The sequence below is a fragment of the Glycomyces sp. NPDC050141 genome (genome assembly GCF_055586545.1).
Genome location: NZ_JBVJHZ010000039.1, coordinates 1 through 15,756, shown reverse-complemented (window position 1 = coordinate 15,756; position 15,756 = coordinate 1). Strand labels below are relative to the sequence as shown.

Annotated in this window: 8 protein-coding genes and 1 pseudogene; 7 read left to right on the top strand and 2 right to left on the bottom strand. The window is 71.2% G+C overall.

Annotation, left to right across the window (positions count from 1 at the left end; translation table 11 throughout):
* The first annotated feature begins 180 nt into the window (after positions 1-180).
* A complete protein-coding gene (locus ACZ60M_RS20365) occupies positions 181-2,415 on the top strand; it encodes an RICIN domain-containing protein (RefSeq protein ID WP_465420341.1) in 2,235 nt (744 codons plus the stop codon).
* A gap of 40 nt (positions 2,416-2,455) precedes the next feature.
* On the opposite strand, the gene ACZ60M_RS20360 is transcribed toward ACZ60M_RS20365, so the two are convergent.
* Complete coding sequence (locus ACZ60M_RS20360; RefSeq protein ID WP_465420282.1) at positions 2,456-3,523, bottom strand: LacI family DNA-binding transcriptional regulator; 1,068 nt, start codon at positions 3,521-3,523, stop codon at positions 2,456-2,458.
* Positions 3,524-3,727: 204 nt separating this feature from the next.
* Between ACZ60M_RS20360 and ACZ60M_RS20355 the strand changes: the two genes are divergently transcribed.
* The 4 genes and pseudogenes from ACZ60M_RS20355 to ACZ60M_RS20340 form a co-directional block, all read left to right on the top strand.
* Entirely contained in the window at positions 3,728-4,615 is an 888-nt protein-coding gene (locus tag ACZ60M_RS20355) for a carbohydrate ABC transporter permease (RefSeq protein ID WP_465420280.1), read from the top strand.
* Positions 4,616-5,518, top strand: a complete 903-nt coding sequence (locus ACZ60M_RS20350; RefSeq protein WP_465420278.1) for a carbohydrate ABC transporter permease — start codon at positions 4,616-4,618, stop codon at positions 5,516-5,518. It begins immediately after the preceding gene.
* A 44-nt stretch (positions 5,519-5,562) separates the two neighbouring features.
* Positions 5,563-6,888 carry an extracellular solute-binding protein gene (locus ACZ60M_RS20345; protein ID WP_465420276.1) on the top strand — a complete coding sequence of 442 codons (1,326 nt, stop codon included), beginning with the start codon at positions 5,563-5,565 and terminating at the stop codon, positions 6,886-6,888.
* A gap of 106 nt (positions 6,889-6,994) precedes the next feature.
* Positions 6,995-11,581 (top strand): annotated as a pseudogene (locus tag ACZ60M_RS20340) (ATP-dependent helicase); the annotation flags it as partial.
* 444 nt (positions 11,582-12,025) lie between these two features.
* Here ACZ60M_RS20340 and ACZ60M_RS20335 read toward each other — a convergent pair.
* The gene (locus ACZ60M_RS20335) at positions 12,026-12,835 is read right to left on the bottom strand and encodes a substrate-binding domain-containing protein (RefSeq protein WP_465420339.1); all 810 of its coding nucleotides are present in this window, start codon (positions 12,833-12,835) and stop codon (positions 12,026-12,028) included.
* A 347-nt stretch (positions 12,836-13,182) separates the two neighbouring features.
* Here ACZ60M_RS20335 and ACZ60M_RS20330 point away from each other — a divergent pair, with 347 nt between their 5' ends.
* Together ACZ60M_RS20330 and ACZ60M_RS20325 are read left to right on the top strand one after the other, a co-directional pair.
* Positions 13,183-14,703, top strand: a complete 1,521-nt coding sequence (locus tag ACZ60M_RS20330) for an alpha-L-fucosidase (protein ID WP_465420274.1) — start codon at positions 13,183-13,185, stop codon at positions 14,701-14,703.
* 73 nt (positions 14,704-14,776) lie between these two features.
* The gene (locus tag ACZ60M_RS20325; RefSeq protein ID WP_465420272.1) at positions 14,777-15,619 is read left to right on the top strand and encodes a CPBP family intramembrane glutamic endopeptidase; all 843 of its coding nucleotides are present in this window, start codon (positions 14,777-14,779) and stop codon (positions 15,617-15,619) included.
* Positions 15,620-15,756: the final 137 nt, after the last annotated feature.

The window sequence follows — 15,756 nt, the reverse complement described above, 5'->3', positions numbered from 1 at the left end:
TGCATCCGGGTTGCCCGCGTCGTCAATTACGGGTTGGATCGAGGCGTGGACAAGGGTCTATGTTTTCGAAAACATTTCTGTTAGGTTGAGCCACGGAACAAGACCGAGGGACGGCCCGGGGGTTGCCCGCGCCGCGCTCGACGACCCCTGTGAGGAGTGGCGATGAAGCCCAGGAGACAGATGTGGTGGAGGGTCCTTGCGGCCCTCGTCGCGGCGGCGGCGCTGGTGCTCGCGCCGTCGGCGCCCGCCCAGGCGTACAACCCGATGGGCGGGGTCCTCTACGACCTCGGCGACCGGGACTGCCTGAAGGGCCTGGGGAACTGCGCGGTCTACCCGAAGGCGGCGCAGCTGCCGAGCGGCAGACTGGTGGCGGCCTTCGAGAACGCGGTCGTCGCGCCCTCCGGCAGCGCCGACGGCGAGACGCTCCCGGTCTACAAGAGCGACGACCTCGGCACGAGCTGGCAGCACCTCGCCGAAGTGCCCGCCCCCGCCTACCTCTCGAGCGACCCCGCGTACGACAAGTACATCAGCCACTGGGGCAGCCCGTACCTGTACGCGCTCCCGCAGCAGGTCGGGAACCTCTCCTCCGGAACGCTGCTGCTCGCGAGCATCGTCACCGGCGACGACCACTACTACCTCGAACGCAAGGCCGCCGACCCGAACTGGGTGCCCTCCAACGACGGCGACCGCTCCGACATGGCGCTCGCGCTGTACGCGAGCAGCGACCAGGGCGCGACCTGGCGGGTCGTGAACATCATCGCCACGGGCGGCTGGCAGGGCGGCAGCGCCGGGGCCACCGGCGTGAACGTGGCTGCGGCGAACACGTACCGGCAGGTCGACCCCATTTGGGAGCCGTTCCTGATGGTCTACAGCAACCAGCTGGTCGCGTACTACTCGGACGAGAACGACTACATCGGGATCGACGCGAACGGCGTGCCGATCCTCGACCCCGCCAACGCGACCGCGACCGACTCGCACGGGCAGATCCTCGTCCACAAGACCTGGAACGGGTCCAGCGCGGCCTGGTCGGCGCCGGTCGTCGACGTGGCCGGCCTGAACGTGAACATGGGCGGCGGCAAGACCGAGATCGGCGGCGGGCGGCCGGGCATGACCACCGTGGCGCCCACGTCGGACGGCAAGTGGCTCATCACCTACGAGTACTGGGGCGGCGGTTCGAACATCCGCTACAAGGTCGCGAACAGCCCGCTCGAATTCAGGAACGTCGGCGGCCAGGCCGGTGCCGAGATCGGCGGCCTCCCGGTCACGGCCGGGTCGCGCGCGCTGTCGACCGGCGGCAGCCCGGTCCTCATCGGACTCCCCGACGGCCGGATCGTCTACAACGCCGCTGGCAGCGGCAGCGTCTGGGTGAACGAGACCGGTTCGAGCACGGGCGCCTGGACCGAGCACCAGACGAACATCGGGGCGGGCTACAGCCGCACGCTCCAGTACGTCGAGGGCTCCGGCCGGGTCGTGATCCTGCAGGGCACGTGGGGCGGGGCGACGAGCGCGGCGATCATCCGCTTCGGCGAGGTCGACCTCGGCGACTCCGACGGCGCGTACTTCCAGCTCGTCAACCGCCAGAACGGCCAGGTCCTCGGGACCGGCGGCAACACCACGGACGCCAACCTCGGCAACGGCGACGTCCCCGATGTCGTGCTGGAGGACGCGGGCGCGACGCCGGTCCCGGACACCCAGTTCTGGCACCTGCAGACCAAGGGCGGCCAGTCGGTGACGCTGCTGAACAAGTCGGGCGGCCGCGCGGCGGGGATCTGGACCGGCAGTGCGACCGCCGGGCAGCGCATCGGGCAGTGGGTCGACGACACCGCCACGGGCACATGGAACCTCGTGGCGACCAGCGGCGGGTACTACCGCCTCCAGTCGACGGCCAACACGAGCCTGTACCTGACCGGCGGCAGCGAAGGCGCGGCGGCGACGCTGCAGCCCTTGAACACCGACGGGTCCCAGGAATGGCTGCTGTCCGGGGCCGCGCCCTCAGGCGCGGTGACCCTGGCGGCCAGGCACTCCGGCAAGTGCGCCGACGTGCTCAACGCGTCGACCGCGAACGGCGCCGAAGCCGTCCAGTACACCTGCAACGGGGGAGCGAACCAGCAGTGGACGTTCCAGAGCCTCGGCAACGGCTACTACCGGATCGCGGCCGGGCACTCGGGCAAGTGCCTCGACGTGAACGCCGCTTCCACGGCCGACGCCGCGCGCGTCGTCCAGTGGACCTGCGGGAGCGGCCTGAACCAGGAGTGGGAGGTGCGCGACGCGGGCAGCGGCTACGTGCGGCTGGTGGCCCGCCACAGCGGCAAGTGCCTCGACGTGCCGTCCAGCTCCACCGCTGACGGCACCCGCCTGCAGCAGTACGCGTGCAACGGCGGCCAGAACCAGCAGTTCACCTGGGCCGCAGCCTAAGTAGCGGCGCCTCCTGTCTTGCACCGCAAGGCAGGAGGCGCTATTCGCGCTTCGCGGCCCAGGCCGTCGAGGCGCGGATGACCAGTTCGGTCTGCAACGCGGGGACCCGGGGCGGCTGCGTGCCGTCGATGCGGCTGAGCAGTTCCTGCACCGCCGAGCGCCCTTGCGCGGCGAAGTCGACGCGCAGGGTCGTCAGCGGCGGCGAGAAGTACGCGGCCTCGGGGATGTCGTCCACGCCGGTGACGCTGACGTCCTCGGGGACGCGGAGGCCTAGTTCCTTCAAGGCGAGCATCGCGCCCAGCGCGGTCTGGTCGTTCGCGGCGATGATCGCGGTCGCGTCGAGCCCGCGCCCCAGGCGCATGACCGCTTCGTAGCCCGACTGCGCGGACCAGTCGCCGTGGAGCGTCCCCGTCGAGGCCAGGCCCCGGTCGGCGAGCGCGCGCTCATAGGCGCGGGCGCGGTTGCGCGCGGCCGAGTAGGCGCTGGGCCCGGCGATGTGGAGGAACCGCTCGTGGCCGAGCCCGGCCAGGTAGGCGATGAGCGAGGGGAACCCGAGGTCGGTGAGCTGGGTGGTGTGCCCGGTGAGCGCGTCGTCCTCTTCGGCCGCGATATGGGCCGGGACGCGGAAGTCGGTGCGCTCGAACACCTCGGTCATCGCGTCGGTCGAGGCCAGCGCCAGGATTCCGGCGACGTCCTGGGAGGCGGCGAGGCGGACGGCCTCGTCGACGGCGTCGGCGTCGCTCATGTCGAAGGTGATGATGTCGAGCAGGTACCCGGCCTGGCGGGCGGCGGTGCTGGCGCCCTGGACGATGCGGCTGGGGCCGACCTGGTCGATCTCGTGGGTGAGGGCGGCGAGGCGGTGGGGGCGGCCGCTCTTGAGGGACCGGGCGGTGAGGTTCGGCCGGTACTTCAGCTCGTCGAGGGCCTTGGCGACCTTCTCCTGGGTCTGGGGCCGGATGCCCTTGTAGCCCTTGAGGTAGCGGCTGACGGTCTGGTGGGAGACCCCTGCAGCGCGGGCGACGTCGTAGATCGTGGGCGGTTTCGCCGGGGTGCCCGGCTCCGGGGCCCCTGCGGGGGCCGCCGTCTCGCCGACCGCGTCCACTGCCATCCGTACCTCCGAAGTCCGGCGCCGGGTGCGGCGCTCCACCTGATTGTCCCGTGCTGCCCGCTGTGTCGTTCAGTGTGGCTCGCGCGAGCGAGTTTATCGAAAACATCTTGGTAAACTCGTCTTGTTTTCGAAAACATTCTGGGTTAGCGTACACACCTGCCCCACCCGACCGTCCCGTCACTGCAGCAATGGAGCGATCACGTGATGCCCCCTCAAGCCCCTCGGAGCGCCCGGCCGGACTGGCGCGGCTGGCAGTTCGCCGGCCCCTTCGCCGCCGTGTTCGCGTTCGTCTTCATCGCCCCGCTCGCCTACGCGCTCTGGCTGAGCCTCTTCCAGAACCGGCTCGTCGGCGGCAACCGGTTCGTGGGGCTCGAGAACTACCGGACCGCGCTCACCGACCCCCAGTTCTGGGACGGGGTCCTGCGGGTCGGCCTGTTCCTCCTCGTCCAAGTGCCGCTCATGCTCGCCCTCGCGCTCATCGCGGCCCTCGCCATCGACAGCGCGAGGCTCTACGCCACCGGCCTGTTCCGGCTCGTGGTCTTCCTGCCCTACGCCGTGCCCGCCGTCGTCGCCGTCCTCATGTGGGGGTTCATCTACGGCGACCAGTTCGGCCTGACCGCCGACCTCAACGCCGCCTTCGGCACCCACCTGCGGCCCTTCGCGCCCGACTGGGTCCTCGCCTCCCTCGGCAACATCGTCACCTGGGAGTACGTCGGCTACAACATGCTCATCTTCTACTCCGCGCTGAAGACGATCCCGCACGAGCTGTACGAGGCCGCCGAGATCGACGGCGCGCGGGGCCTCCAGGTCGTCAAGGCCATCAAGCTCCCCGCCGTGCGCGGCGCGGTCGTCATCGCCACCATCTTCTCGATCATCGGCAGCTTCCAGCTCTTCAACGAGCCCAACGTCCTCAAGCCCCTGGCCAACAACGTCATCAACAGCTACTTCACGCCCAACATGTACGCATACAACCTCAGCTTCGCCGGCCAGCAGTACAACTACTCCGCGACTATCGCCATCGTCATGGGCCTGCTCACCGCCGCGATCGCCTACGCGGTCCAACTGCGCGGCACCCGCCGAGAGGACCGCTAGATGCGCACCGCACACCGCACGATCAACCCCCGGGCCCGCCGCCCGCGCCACTCGGTCACCCGCCCGCGCAAGTCGCTCACGATGACACTCCTCATGGGACTGTTCCTCGCCTACGCGCTCGTGCCCCTCGCCTGGCTCCTCATCAACGCCTCCAAGACCCAGGCCGACCTCTTCGACGGCTTCGGCCTCGCCTTCGGCGACTCGTTCGCCCTGTGGGACAACATCGTCGGGACCTTCACCTACAACGACGGCATCTTCCTGCGCTGGCTCGGCAACACCCTCCTGTACACCGTCCTCGGCGCGGGCGGCGCGACCCTCCTCGCCACCCTCGCCGGGTACGGGCTCGCCAAGTACGACTTCCCCGGCCGCAAGGCCTACTTCGCCGTCATCCTCGGCGCGATCGCCGTGCCCGGCACCGCCCTCGCCGTCCCGACCTTCCTGCTGTTCAGCAAGCTCGAACTCACCAACACGCCGTGGGCGATCATCGTGCCGTCCCTCATCAGCCCCTTCGGGCTCTACCTGATCTGGGTCTACACCCTCGAATCGGTGCCCAAGGAGATCCTGGAGGCCGCCCGCATCGACGGCGCCAGCGAGATGCGCACCTTCTTCACCATCTCCGTGAAGCTCCTCGCCCCCGGCATCGTCACCGTCGCGCTCTTCGCGATCGTCGCCACCTGGAACAACTACTTCCTGCCGCTCATCATGCTCTCCGACCCCGACTGGTACCCGCTCACCGTCGGCCTCAACCAGTGGAGCGAGCAGGCCTCCGGCGTCGCCGCCGAACCGATCTTCAACCTCGTCCTGACCGGATCGCTCGTCACGATCATCCCGATCGTCGCGATCTTCGTCCTCCTGCAGCGCTTCTGGCAGTCCGGCCTCAGCGCCGGAAGCGTCAAGGGCTGACCGGACCCCTCCGCCCACCACACAACGAAGTGAAGGAACCAACGATGTCCAACCTGAAGCGCCGCACCCTGATCGGCACCGTCCCCTCCGCCCTCGCGGTCGCCGCGCTCGCCGCCTGCGGCGACGACACCGAAGCCGCCGCCACCGGCAAACCCGAAGACCTCGACGCCGCCCTCGAGAAAGGCGGCAAGCTCACCTACTGGACCTGGACCCCCTCCGGCCAGGCCCAGGCCGACGCCTTCACCGCCGCCTACCCGAACGTCGAGGTCGAAGTCGTCAACGCGGGCACCGCCACCGACGAGTACACCGCCCTCCAGAACGCCGTCGCCGCCGGTTCCGGCGCGCCCGACGTCGCCCAGATCGAGTACTACGCGCTCCAGCAGTTCGCGCTCTCCGACTCCCTCGTGGACCTCGCCCAGTACGGCTTCGGCGACCTCGAAGCCCAGTACACCGCCTCCACCTGGGCCGCCGTCAACCTCGGCGGGATCTACGGCCTCCCGCAGGACTCCGGGCCCATGGTCATGCTCTACAACCAGGCGGTCTTCGACCAGTTCGGACTCACCGTCCCCGCCACCTGGGACGAGTACGTCGCCGCCGCCGAGGCCCTCCACGCCGCCGACCCGAACCGCTTCCTCACCAACGACGCCGGCGACCCCGGCTACGCCCAGCCCCTCATCTGGCAGGCGGGCGGGCGCCCCTACACCGTCGACGGCACCACCGTCGGCATCGACCTCCAGGACGAAGGCTCCAAGCGCTGGGCCGACCTGTGGAACCGGATGCTCGGCCCCGGCCTCCTCGCCCCCATCCCCACCTGGAGCGACGACTGGTGGAAGGCCCTCTCCAACGGGACGGTCGCCAGCCTCATCATCGGCGCGTGGATGCCCGGCATCCTCGAAGGCTCCGTGCCCGAAGGCGCCGGGAACTGGCGCGTCGCCCCCGTCCCCAGCTACGACGGCACCCCCGTCACCGCCGAGAACGGCGGCAGCGCCCAATCGGTGCTCAAGCAGTCCGCCAACCCGGCGCTCGCCGCCGCGTTCCTCCGCTGGCTCAACAGCTCGCCCGAGAGCATCGCCGTGTTCCTCGAGAGCGGCGGCTTCCCTTCCACCACCGCCGAACTCGCCTCGGCCGAGTTCACCGGCAAGGCCCCCGAGTACTTCGGCGGCCAGCTGATCAACGAGGTCTGCGTCGCCGCCTCCGCGAACGTCGCCACCGGTTTCCAGTACCTGCCGTTCCAGGTCTACGCCAACAGCGTCTTCCCCGACACCGTCGGCACCGCCTACACCGAGCAGTCCGACCTCAACGCCGGACTCGAAGCCTGGCAGGCCAACCTCGAGGACTACGGCTCCACGCAGGGCTTCGACGTGCAGTAACACCCGGACTCCGTGCGGCCGCCCCCGCCTCGTCTCCGGGGCGGCCGCGCGGCCGGAACCGCCGATCCGGGCGCGATTGTCACACCCGGCGGGCACCATTGACCCCATGGAACCCCACCCGCACCCGGCGCTGGCCCGGTTCTCGCCCGCGACCGCCGCGTGGTTCACCGGGGCCTTCGGCACGCCGACCAGCGCCCAGACCGGCGCCTGGCAGGCCCTCGCCGAAGACAAGGACGTCCTGGTCGTGGCCCCCACCGGCTCGGGCAAGACCCTGGCGGCGTTCCTGTCCGCGCTCGACGGCCTCGCCGCGACCGAGCCGCCGGACGAGGCCAAACGCCGCTGCCGCGTCCTCTACCTCTCCCCGCTCAAAGCCCTCGGCGTCGACGTGGAACGCAACCTCCGCGTGCCCCTGGGCGGCATCCGTGCCGAGGCCGCGCGGCTCGGCCTGCCCGAACCGGACATCCGGGTCGCGGTCCGCTCGGGCGACACGCCGCAGTCCGAGCGCCGCTCGATCGCGCTCCGCCCGCCGGACATCCTCATCACCACCCCTGAGTCCCTGTTCCTGATGCTCACCTCGGCGGCGCGCGAAGCGCTCGCCGGAATCGAGACGGTGATCCTCGACGAGGTCCACGCCGTCGCCGGGACGAAACGCGGCGCGCACCTCGCGCTCTCCCTCGAACGCCTCGACGCGCTCCTTCCGAAACCCGCCCGCCGGATCGGGCTCTCCGCCACCGTCCGACCCGTCGACGAGGTCGCGCGGTTCCTCTCTCCACAGCGGACTGTCGCTGTCGTGCAGCCCCCGTCGGAGAAGGTCTTCGACCTCTCCGTGGTCGTCCCCGTCGAGGACATGGGCGAGCTCGGCGCGACCCCGAACACCGCGTCCGCCTCGGCCGCCGAGGCCCGCGCCACCAGCTCCATTTGGCCGCACGTCGAGGAGCGCGTCACCGACCTCGTCGAGCAGCACCGGTCCACGATCGTGTTCACCAACGCCCGCCGCGTCGCCGAACGCCTCTCCAACCGGCTCAACGAGATCGAGTACGAGCGCCAGACCGGCCGGAGGCTCGGCGAACACCACGGCCCCGCCGAGATGATGGGGAACGCCTCGGCCGCAACGGGAGCGCCGCCGGTCCTCGCCCGCACCCACCACGGCTCGGTCTCCAAAGAGCAGCGCGCGCAGGTCGAAGGCGACCTCAAAGCCGGGCGGCTGCGCGCCGTCGTCGCCACCTCCAGCCTCGAACTCGGCATCGACATGGGCACCGTCGACCTCGTCGTCCAGGTCGAGGCCCCGCCGTCCGTCGCCTCCGGCCTCCAGCGCGTCGGCCGCGCCGGACACCAGGTCGGCGCCGTCTCCCGCGGCGTGTTCTTCCCCAAGACCCGGGGCGACCTCATCCAGTCGGCGGTCGTCGCCGAACGCATGCGCGCCGGGCAGATCGAGGCCCTCACCATCCCGCAGAGCCCCCTCGACGTGCTCGCCCAGCAGCTCGTCGCGATCACCGCGATGGACGACTGGGACGCGGGCGACCTGCTCGACCTCGTCCGCCGCGCCGCCCCCTTCGCGTCCCTCCCCACTTCGGCGTTCAACGCCACACTGGACATGCTCGCCGGGCGCTACCCGTCCGACGCCTTCGCCGAGCTGCGGCCCCGCGTCGTCTGGGACCGCGAGACCGGCACCGTCCACGGCCGTCCCGGCGCCCAGCGGCTCGCCGTCACCTCCGGCGGCACCATCCCCGACCGCGGCCTCTTCGGGGTCTTCCTCGCCGGGACGGACCCGAAGCGCGGCGGCGGCCGCGTCGGCGAACTCGATGAGGAGATGGTCTACGAATCCCGTGTGGGCGACGTGTTCTCGCTCGGCACCTCCTCGTGGCGGATCGAGGAGGTCACCCGCGACCGCGTCGTCGTCTCGCCCGCGCCCGGCGTGCCCGGCCGCCTCCCGTTCTGGATCGGCGACAACCTCGGCAGGCCCCTCGAACTCGGCCGCGCCATCGGCGCGTTCGTGCGCGAACTCGGCTCCCTGCAGGACGACGCGGCACACGAACGCCTCCGCGCGGCGGGCCTCGACGAGTTCGCCGCCCGCAACGCCCTCGCCTACCTGGCCGAGCAGCGCGAGGCCACCGGCCGCGTCCCCGACGACCGGACCATCGTCGTCGAGCGCTTCCACGACGAGCTCGGCGACTGGCGCGTCGTCGTCCACTCGCCCTTCGGCGCGAAGGTCAACGCCCCCTGGGCACTCGCCCTCGGCGCGCGCCTGCGCGAACGCTACGGCGTCGACCCGCAGCTCATGCACCACGACGACGGTATCGTCCTGCGCCTGCCCGACCACTTCAATGAAGACGAGCCGAGCGGCCACCCGCTCGACGCCGCCGACCTCGTGTTCGACAAGGACGAGATCACCGGCCTCGTCACCGAGGCCGTCGGCGGATCCGCGCTCTTCGCCTCCCGCTTCAGGGAAGCCGCCGCCCGCGCCCTGCTCCTGCCCCGCCGCCAGCCCGGCAAACGCCAGCCGCTGTGGCAGCAGCGCCTGCGCTCCGCGCAGCTCCTCGAAGTCGCCGGGGAGTTCCCGTCGTTCCCGATCATCCTCGAAGCCGTCCGCGAAGTCCTCCAAGACGTGTACGACGTGCCCGGCCTCGCCGAACTCATGGGGGACATCGCCTCCCGCAACGTGCGGCTCATCGAGACCACCACTGCCGAGGCGTCCCCGTTCGCCCGCTCGCTCCTGTTCGGCTACGTCGCCCAGTTCATGTACGCGGGCGACACCCCGCTCGCCGAGCGCCGCGCCGCCGCGCTCTCCCTCGACTCCAAGCTCCTCGCCGAACTCCTCGGCCAGGCCGAACTGCGCGAACTGCTCGACCCGGACGCGCTGGCGCAGCTCGAACGGGAACTCCAGTGGCTCACCGAGGACCGCCGCGCCCGGGACGCCGAGAGCGTCGCCGACCTCCTGCGCCTGCTCGGCCCGCTCCACGACGACGAACTCGCGGCGCGGGGCGCCGACCCGGCCTGGGCGCGGGAACTCGCCGACGCCCGCCGCGCTGTCCGCGTCGACATTGCGGGGCAAGCGCATTGGGCCGCGATCGAGGACGCGGGCCGCCTGCGCGACGCCCTCGGCACGGCCCTGCCGGGCGAGATCCCGGCGGCCTTCACCGAACCGGTCGCCGACCCGCTCGGCGACCTCCTCACCCGCTACGCCCGCACCCACGGCCCGTTCACCTCAGGGGAGGCCGCCGCGCGCTTCGGCCTCGGCACGGCCGTCGCCGAAGGGGCCCTCGGTCGCCTGGCCGCCTCCGGCCGCCTCGTCGAAGGCGAGTTCCACCCCGACGGGCAGGGCCAGGAATGGTGCGATGCAACGGTGCTGCGCCGACTGCGCCGCCGCTCGCTCGCCGCGCTCCGGAAGGAACTCGAACCGGTCCCGGCGGCCGCGTTCGCGGAGTTCCTGCCGCATTGGCAGCACGTCGAGACCGGGGAGCTCCACGGCATCGACGGCCTCGCCCGCGCCGTCGAGCAGCTCGAAGGCGCGGCCGTACCCGCCTCCGCGCTCGAAAAGCTCGTCCTGCCTGCAAGAGTCGGCGACTACACCCCGGCGCTGCTCGACGAGCTCACCGCGTCCGGCGAACTGATCTGGGCGGGCGCGGGCGCGCTCCCCGGCAGGGACGGCTGGATCGCGCTCTACCCGGCCGACGCCGCCCGCCTGCTCCTGCCCGAACCGCAGCCCCTCGAACTCGACGCGGTCCACCGGGCCTTGCTCGCGGCCCTCGCGGGCGGCTACGGCCTGTTCTTCCGCCAGCTCGCCGAACGCGTCCGTACCGAAACTGAGGTTGCCGACTCGCGGCTCGCCGACGCCCTCTGGGACCTCGCCTGGTCCGGGCGCGTCACGAATGACACGCTCGCCCCGCTGCGGGCCTTCCTCGGCTCGGGCCGCACTCCCGGCGCGACCGCCCACCGCGCCAAGCGCGCCGCGCCGCGCGGCCGCTACGGCGCGCCCGTCGGCTGGCGCGACATCCGCAGTGGCAGTGCGCCGCTCGCGAGCACCGCCACGGTGGCCGGGCGCTGGTCCCTGCTGCCTGAACCGGAGACGGAGCCGACGGTCCGCGCACATGCCTTGGCCCGCACGCTCCTCGACCGGCACGGTGTCGTGACGCGCGGAGCGGTCGGGGCCGAAGCGGTCGAAGGCGGCTTCGCGAAGGCCTACCGGGTGCTCTCGGCGTTCGAGGAGACCGGGAAGGCCCGCCGCGGGTATGTCGTCGAAGGGCTCGGTGCGGCCCAGTTCGCGATGGACGGCGCGGTTGACCGCCTGCGCGCCAGCGCCTCCCGGCTCGAACGCGACCCGGGAGGCGGCGCGGTGGTGCTCGCCGCCGCCGACCCCGCCAACGCCTATGGCGCGGCCCTGCCCTGGCCCGAGTCCGGTTCGAGCCACAAGCCCGGCCGCAAGGCCGGGGCGGTGGTCGTACTGGTCGACGGCCGACTCACGCTGTACCTCGAACGCGGCGGCAAGACGCTCCTGGCATGGCCCGCAACGGAAGACTGGGACGACGACCGCCTCAAGGCCGCCACCGCCGCGCTCGCCGAAGCGACACTCGCGGACCGCACCGGCAGCCTCGCGATCGAACGCGTCAACGACGACTCCGCCCTCGCGACCCCGCTCGCCCCGCACCTTGAGGCGGCCGGGTTCCGCCCGACCCACAAGGGCTTCCGCCTGCGCCCCTTACAGCTGCGGGGTCACGCCGATCGTGAGCAGCAGGTTCGCGTAGGCGCGGCGGTCGCCCGAGGCGATCACGAGCGCCACGTCCTCGCCCCGGGAGGCCGCGTAGAAACCGTGGCGGTCCAGCTCGGTGAACGGCACGTCCGGCATCGCGGCCCTGAAACCGCCGTGCGCGGCGATCCGCCCCTCCGGCGGCACCATCACCGTCGCGGACTCGACCACGACGGCCGTCAGCAGCGGCTCCAGGATCTCATCCACATTGAGCACACCCGGGCGCAGATTGAGGTGCACCAGCCGGGCGTTCGGGTGCTTCGCCGTCGCAGCCGGGTAGTTCCCGTCCGCGATGAGCACCTGCGAGCCGTGCCCGGCGGCGGCCAGCGCGGCGAGGATCGGCGGGTGGACGAGCTCGGTCTTCAGCACGGGGGCATCCTGTCTCTCAAGTGGTCAGTCGTGCATCTGCGCGACCGAGGCGCCGACGACGAGCCGGCTGCTGAGGGTCCTGATCCGCGGCGCTGCTTCGGCCGTGCCGTCGAGCCGGGAGCGGATGAGCGCGGCGGCCTCGGTCGCGATCGCGTCCGTGGGCTGCTCCACGATCGTCAGGCGCGGGCGCACCACCCGGGCGAGGTCGAAGTTGTCGAACCCGATGATCGAGAGGTCCGCAGGGATGCGCAGGCCCGAGTCGCCGAGCGCGATGAGCGACCCCACCGTCAGCTCGTAGTTGCCCGCGAACAGCGCGGTCGGGCGCTTCGGCATCGCCAGGACGCGCTCGACCGCGTCGATCCCGGTGTCCACGGTCAGCGGCCCGCGCAGGACGTGCTCCTCCGGCAGGTCGATGCCGCGGTCGGCAAGCGCCGCACGGAATCCCGCGGTCCGCTCCCGGGTCGTGGAGATGGCCGGGTCGCCGCCGATCACGGCGAAGCTGCGGTGCCCGTGGTCGGCCAGGTGCCGCGCGGCGGCCGCTCCGGCGCCCGCGTTGTCGAGCACGACCCGGTCGGACTCCAGCTCGGTGTCCGTCCAGTCGACGGACACGACCGGGATGCCCTGCTCCACGGCCCGGCGCAGCGCCTCGACGTCGCCCGGGGACGGCACCGCCACGATGCCGTCGACCATCCTGGAACGCAGGAACTCCACGGCCTCACCGGGTTCGGGGCGCGTGGCGCACACCAGGACGCTGATCCCGTCGGGCCGCAGCGCCGCTTCGAGCCCGGAGATGATCGCCAGGTGGAACTCGTTGTCCAGGGCCGGAAGCAGCACGCCGACGGTGCGCGAGCGGCGCGAGCGGAGCCCCCGCGCGAACGCGTTCACGCGGAACCCGAGCTCGGCGGCCGCGGCCTCGATGGCCTCGCGGTTCTTGGCGCGGACCGGGAGCCCGTTGTAGTGCTTCGAGATGGTCGAGAGCGACAGCCCGGTCAGGCGCTGGATGTCCTTGTACGTCGCCACGCTCGGTCCCCTCGATACGAAATGTTTCGCACCAATCTACGGTGCGGCCGTTCGCGACGTCAACCGCCCTTGTCTTGACAACTGCGGGCTGAGGCGGCTAGCTTGGCAACGTTCAACACGTAACGTTTCGTTTTGACTGCCGCAGCTCTAGAGGAGCCGTCATGACCGACCGCCTGCCGCCGCTGGACCTCGACGCCCTGCCCGACCCCGTCGACGTCTCCGACAACACCGGGGCGCTGGCGGCCGTGCGCGCCGTCATCGACGCCGGGCCCTACACCGACACCTGGGAATCCCTGCAGCAGTGGACCGTCCCCGAGTGGTACCGGGACGCCAAGCTCGGCATCTTCATCCACTGGGGCGTCTACAACGTCCCCGCCTTCAGCAGCGAGTGGTACTCGCGCCACATGTACGAGCAGGGCTCCGAGGCGTTCACCCACCACATCCAGACGTACGGCGACCAGAAGGACTTCGGCTACAAGGACTTCATCCCCTCCTACAAGATGGAGCGGTTCGACCCGGCCGCCTGGGCCGAGCTGTTCCGCAAGGCCGGCGCCCAGTTCGTCGTCCCCGTCGCCGAGCACCACGACGGCTTCACCCAGTACGACACCGACCGCTCCCGCTGGAGCGCCGCCAAGATGGGCCCGGAGCGCGACGTGTTCGGCGACCTCTCCGCTGCCGTCGACGACGCCTGGATGGTCAAGGGCGCCTCCTCCCACCGCGCCGAGCACTGGTTCTTCATGAACGGCGGCACCAAGTTCGACTCCGACGTCCTCGACCCCCGCACCCAGGACTTCTACGGCCCCGCCCAGCGCAAGGAGACCGCCCCCAACGCGCGCTTCCTCGAGGACTGGCTCCTGCGCACCGTCGAGATCATCGACAAGTACCGCCCCCAGGTGCTCTGGTTCGACTGGTGGATCGAGCACCCCGCGTTCAAGCCCTACCTCGCCCAGCTCGGCGCCTACTACTACAACCGGGCCGCCGAATGGGGCCGCGAGGTCGTCATCAACTACAAGTGGGACGCCTTCGCCGAGGGCTCGGCGGTCTACGACATCGAGCGCGGCGCCATGGGGGAGATCCGGCCCTTCGTGTGGCAGAACGACACCTCCGTGTCCAAGAACTCCTGGTCTTGGATCCCGAACCACGACTACAAGAGCCCCGACGACCTCATCGTCGAACTCGTCGACGTCGTCGCCAAGAACGGCGTCCTCCTCCTCAACATCGGCCCCAAGGCCGACGGCACCATCGCCGACGAAGAGCGGGAACTCCTCCTCGGCCTCGGCGAATGGCTCAAGACCAACGGCGAGGCGATCTACGGCACCCGCCCCTGGACCGTCTCCGGCGAAGGACCCACCACGATCCAGGCGGGCTCCTTCGTGGACGCGGCCGACCGCGTCTTCACCGGCGCCGACTTCCGCTTCACCTCCCGCTCCCACCTCGGCGCCGAGCACCGCTACGCCGTGCCCCTCGGCGACCCGATCGACGGCGCGTACACGATCCGCTCCTTCGGCACCGGGGCCGGACTGCTCTCCGCCAAGATCAGAGACGTCGCCCTCTTCGGCGAACCCGAACGCCCCGAATGGGAGCAGACCGCCGAAGGCCTCGTCGTCCGCACCGGCAAGCGCGCCGTCGTCAAAGCGACCCTCGAACCCGAGACCACGCACCCCCGCTGGGACTTCTTCTAGGCCCGCGCGCCGCCGCGCGACTACACTGTGGAGCGAGGACGGTCCGGCCGCCCTCGCCGAACCGGAGGTGCGCATGGCGGTCGTCGAGACGAACCGAGGATGGTTCCGGACGTTCATGGCACGAGGCGGCTGGTGGCGGGCCGTCGCGTTCACCGCCGCCTACCTCGTGCTCTACAGCGGCGCCGGCCTGCTCGTGAGCGCCTTGTGGGGCGACCATATCGCCGACACCATGTTCGCGGATACCGCCACCGTGTTCCTCGCCCTGTTCCTCCCGCTCCTCGTCGGATCGGCGCTGCTGGCCGGAACGGTCGCCCTCCTCGGCTGGGCCGGCCCCCTGTTCGGACGGCAGCCGGTCCCCGGCCGGGCGTGGATGTGGATCGCACCGCTGATCGTGGTGCTCGCCGCGCTCCTGCGGATCCTCGGCACCGACTACAGCCGGTACACCGCGGGCGTCGTCGCCATGACCTACGCCGCCGGGCTCCTCATCGGCTTCGCCGAGGAGGTGCTGGCCCGAGGCATCGTGATCCACATGCTGCGCCGCCGCGGATACGGCGAACTCGCCGTGATGCTGCTGTCCTCGCTGCTGTTCGCCCTGATGCACGCCACGAACCTCCTCTCCGGGCAGCCGCTGACCACAGTGGCCGCCACGATGGGGTTCACCTTCGCGTTCGGCGTCGCCATGTACCTGACCCTCCGCGCCACGCGGTTCCTGATCTGGCCCGTGCTGCTCCACGCCGTCACCGACCCGTCGACGTTCCTGGCGACCGGCGGCATCGACGAAGCCGCCGCCGGCGGCGCCGACCCGCTCGTCACCCTCGCCGGGACCTCGGTGCTCCTGTACGCCCTGCTGGCGGTCGCCGCGCTCTTCCTCATCCGCGACCGCACCGACCCCGATACCCTGCAGGCACGACGCTGACGAGACCGGTGACGGGGGGGGGGGGGGGGGGGGGGGGGGGGGCGGGGGGGGGGGGGGGGGGGGGGGGGTTTTTTTTTTTTGTCCTCCTTGGGGGGTGGGTTCCTCCGCCCCCTTAGACCCTCTTCCTTCCCACACTA

Excerpts from the sequence above, each read along its gene's own strand:
- ACZ60M_RS20365 (WP_465420341.1), top strand. The coding sequence starts at position 181 with ATGTGGTGGAGGGTCCTTGCGGCCCTCGTCGCGGCGGCGGCGCTGGTG.
- ACZ60M_RS20360 (WP_465420282.1), bottom strand. The coding sequence starts at position 3,523 with ATGGCAGTGGACGCGGTCGGCGAGACGGCGGCCCCCGCAGGGGCCCCG.
- ACZ60M_RS20355 (WP_465420280.1), top strand. The coding sequence starts at position 3,728 with ATGCCCCCTCAAGCCCCTCGGAGCGCCCGGCCGGACTGGCGCGGCTGG.
- ACZ60M_RS20350 (WP_465420278.1), top strand. The coding sequence starts at position 4,616 with ATGCGCACCGCACACCGCACGATCAACCCCCGGGCCCGCCGCCCGCGC.
- ACZ60M_RS20345 (WP_465420276.1), top strand. The coding sequence starts at position 5,563 with ATGTCCAACCTGAAGCGCCGCACCCTGATCGGCACCGTCCCCTCCGCC.
- ACZ60M_RS20330 (WP_465420274.1), top strand. The coding sequence starts at position 13,183 with ATGACCGACCGCCTGCCGCCGCTGGACCTCGACGCCCTGCCCGACCCC.
- ACZ60M_RS20325 (WP_465420272.1), top strand. The coding sequence starts at position 14,777 with ATGGCGGTCGTCGAGACGAACCGAGGATGGTTCCGGACGTTCATGGCA.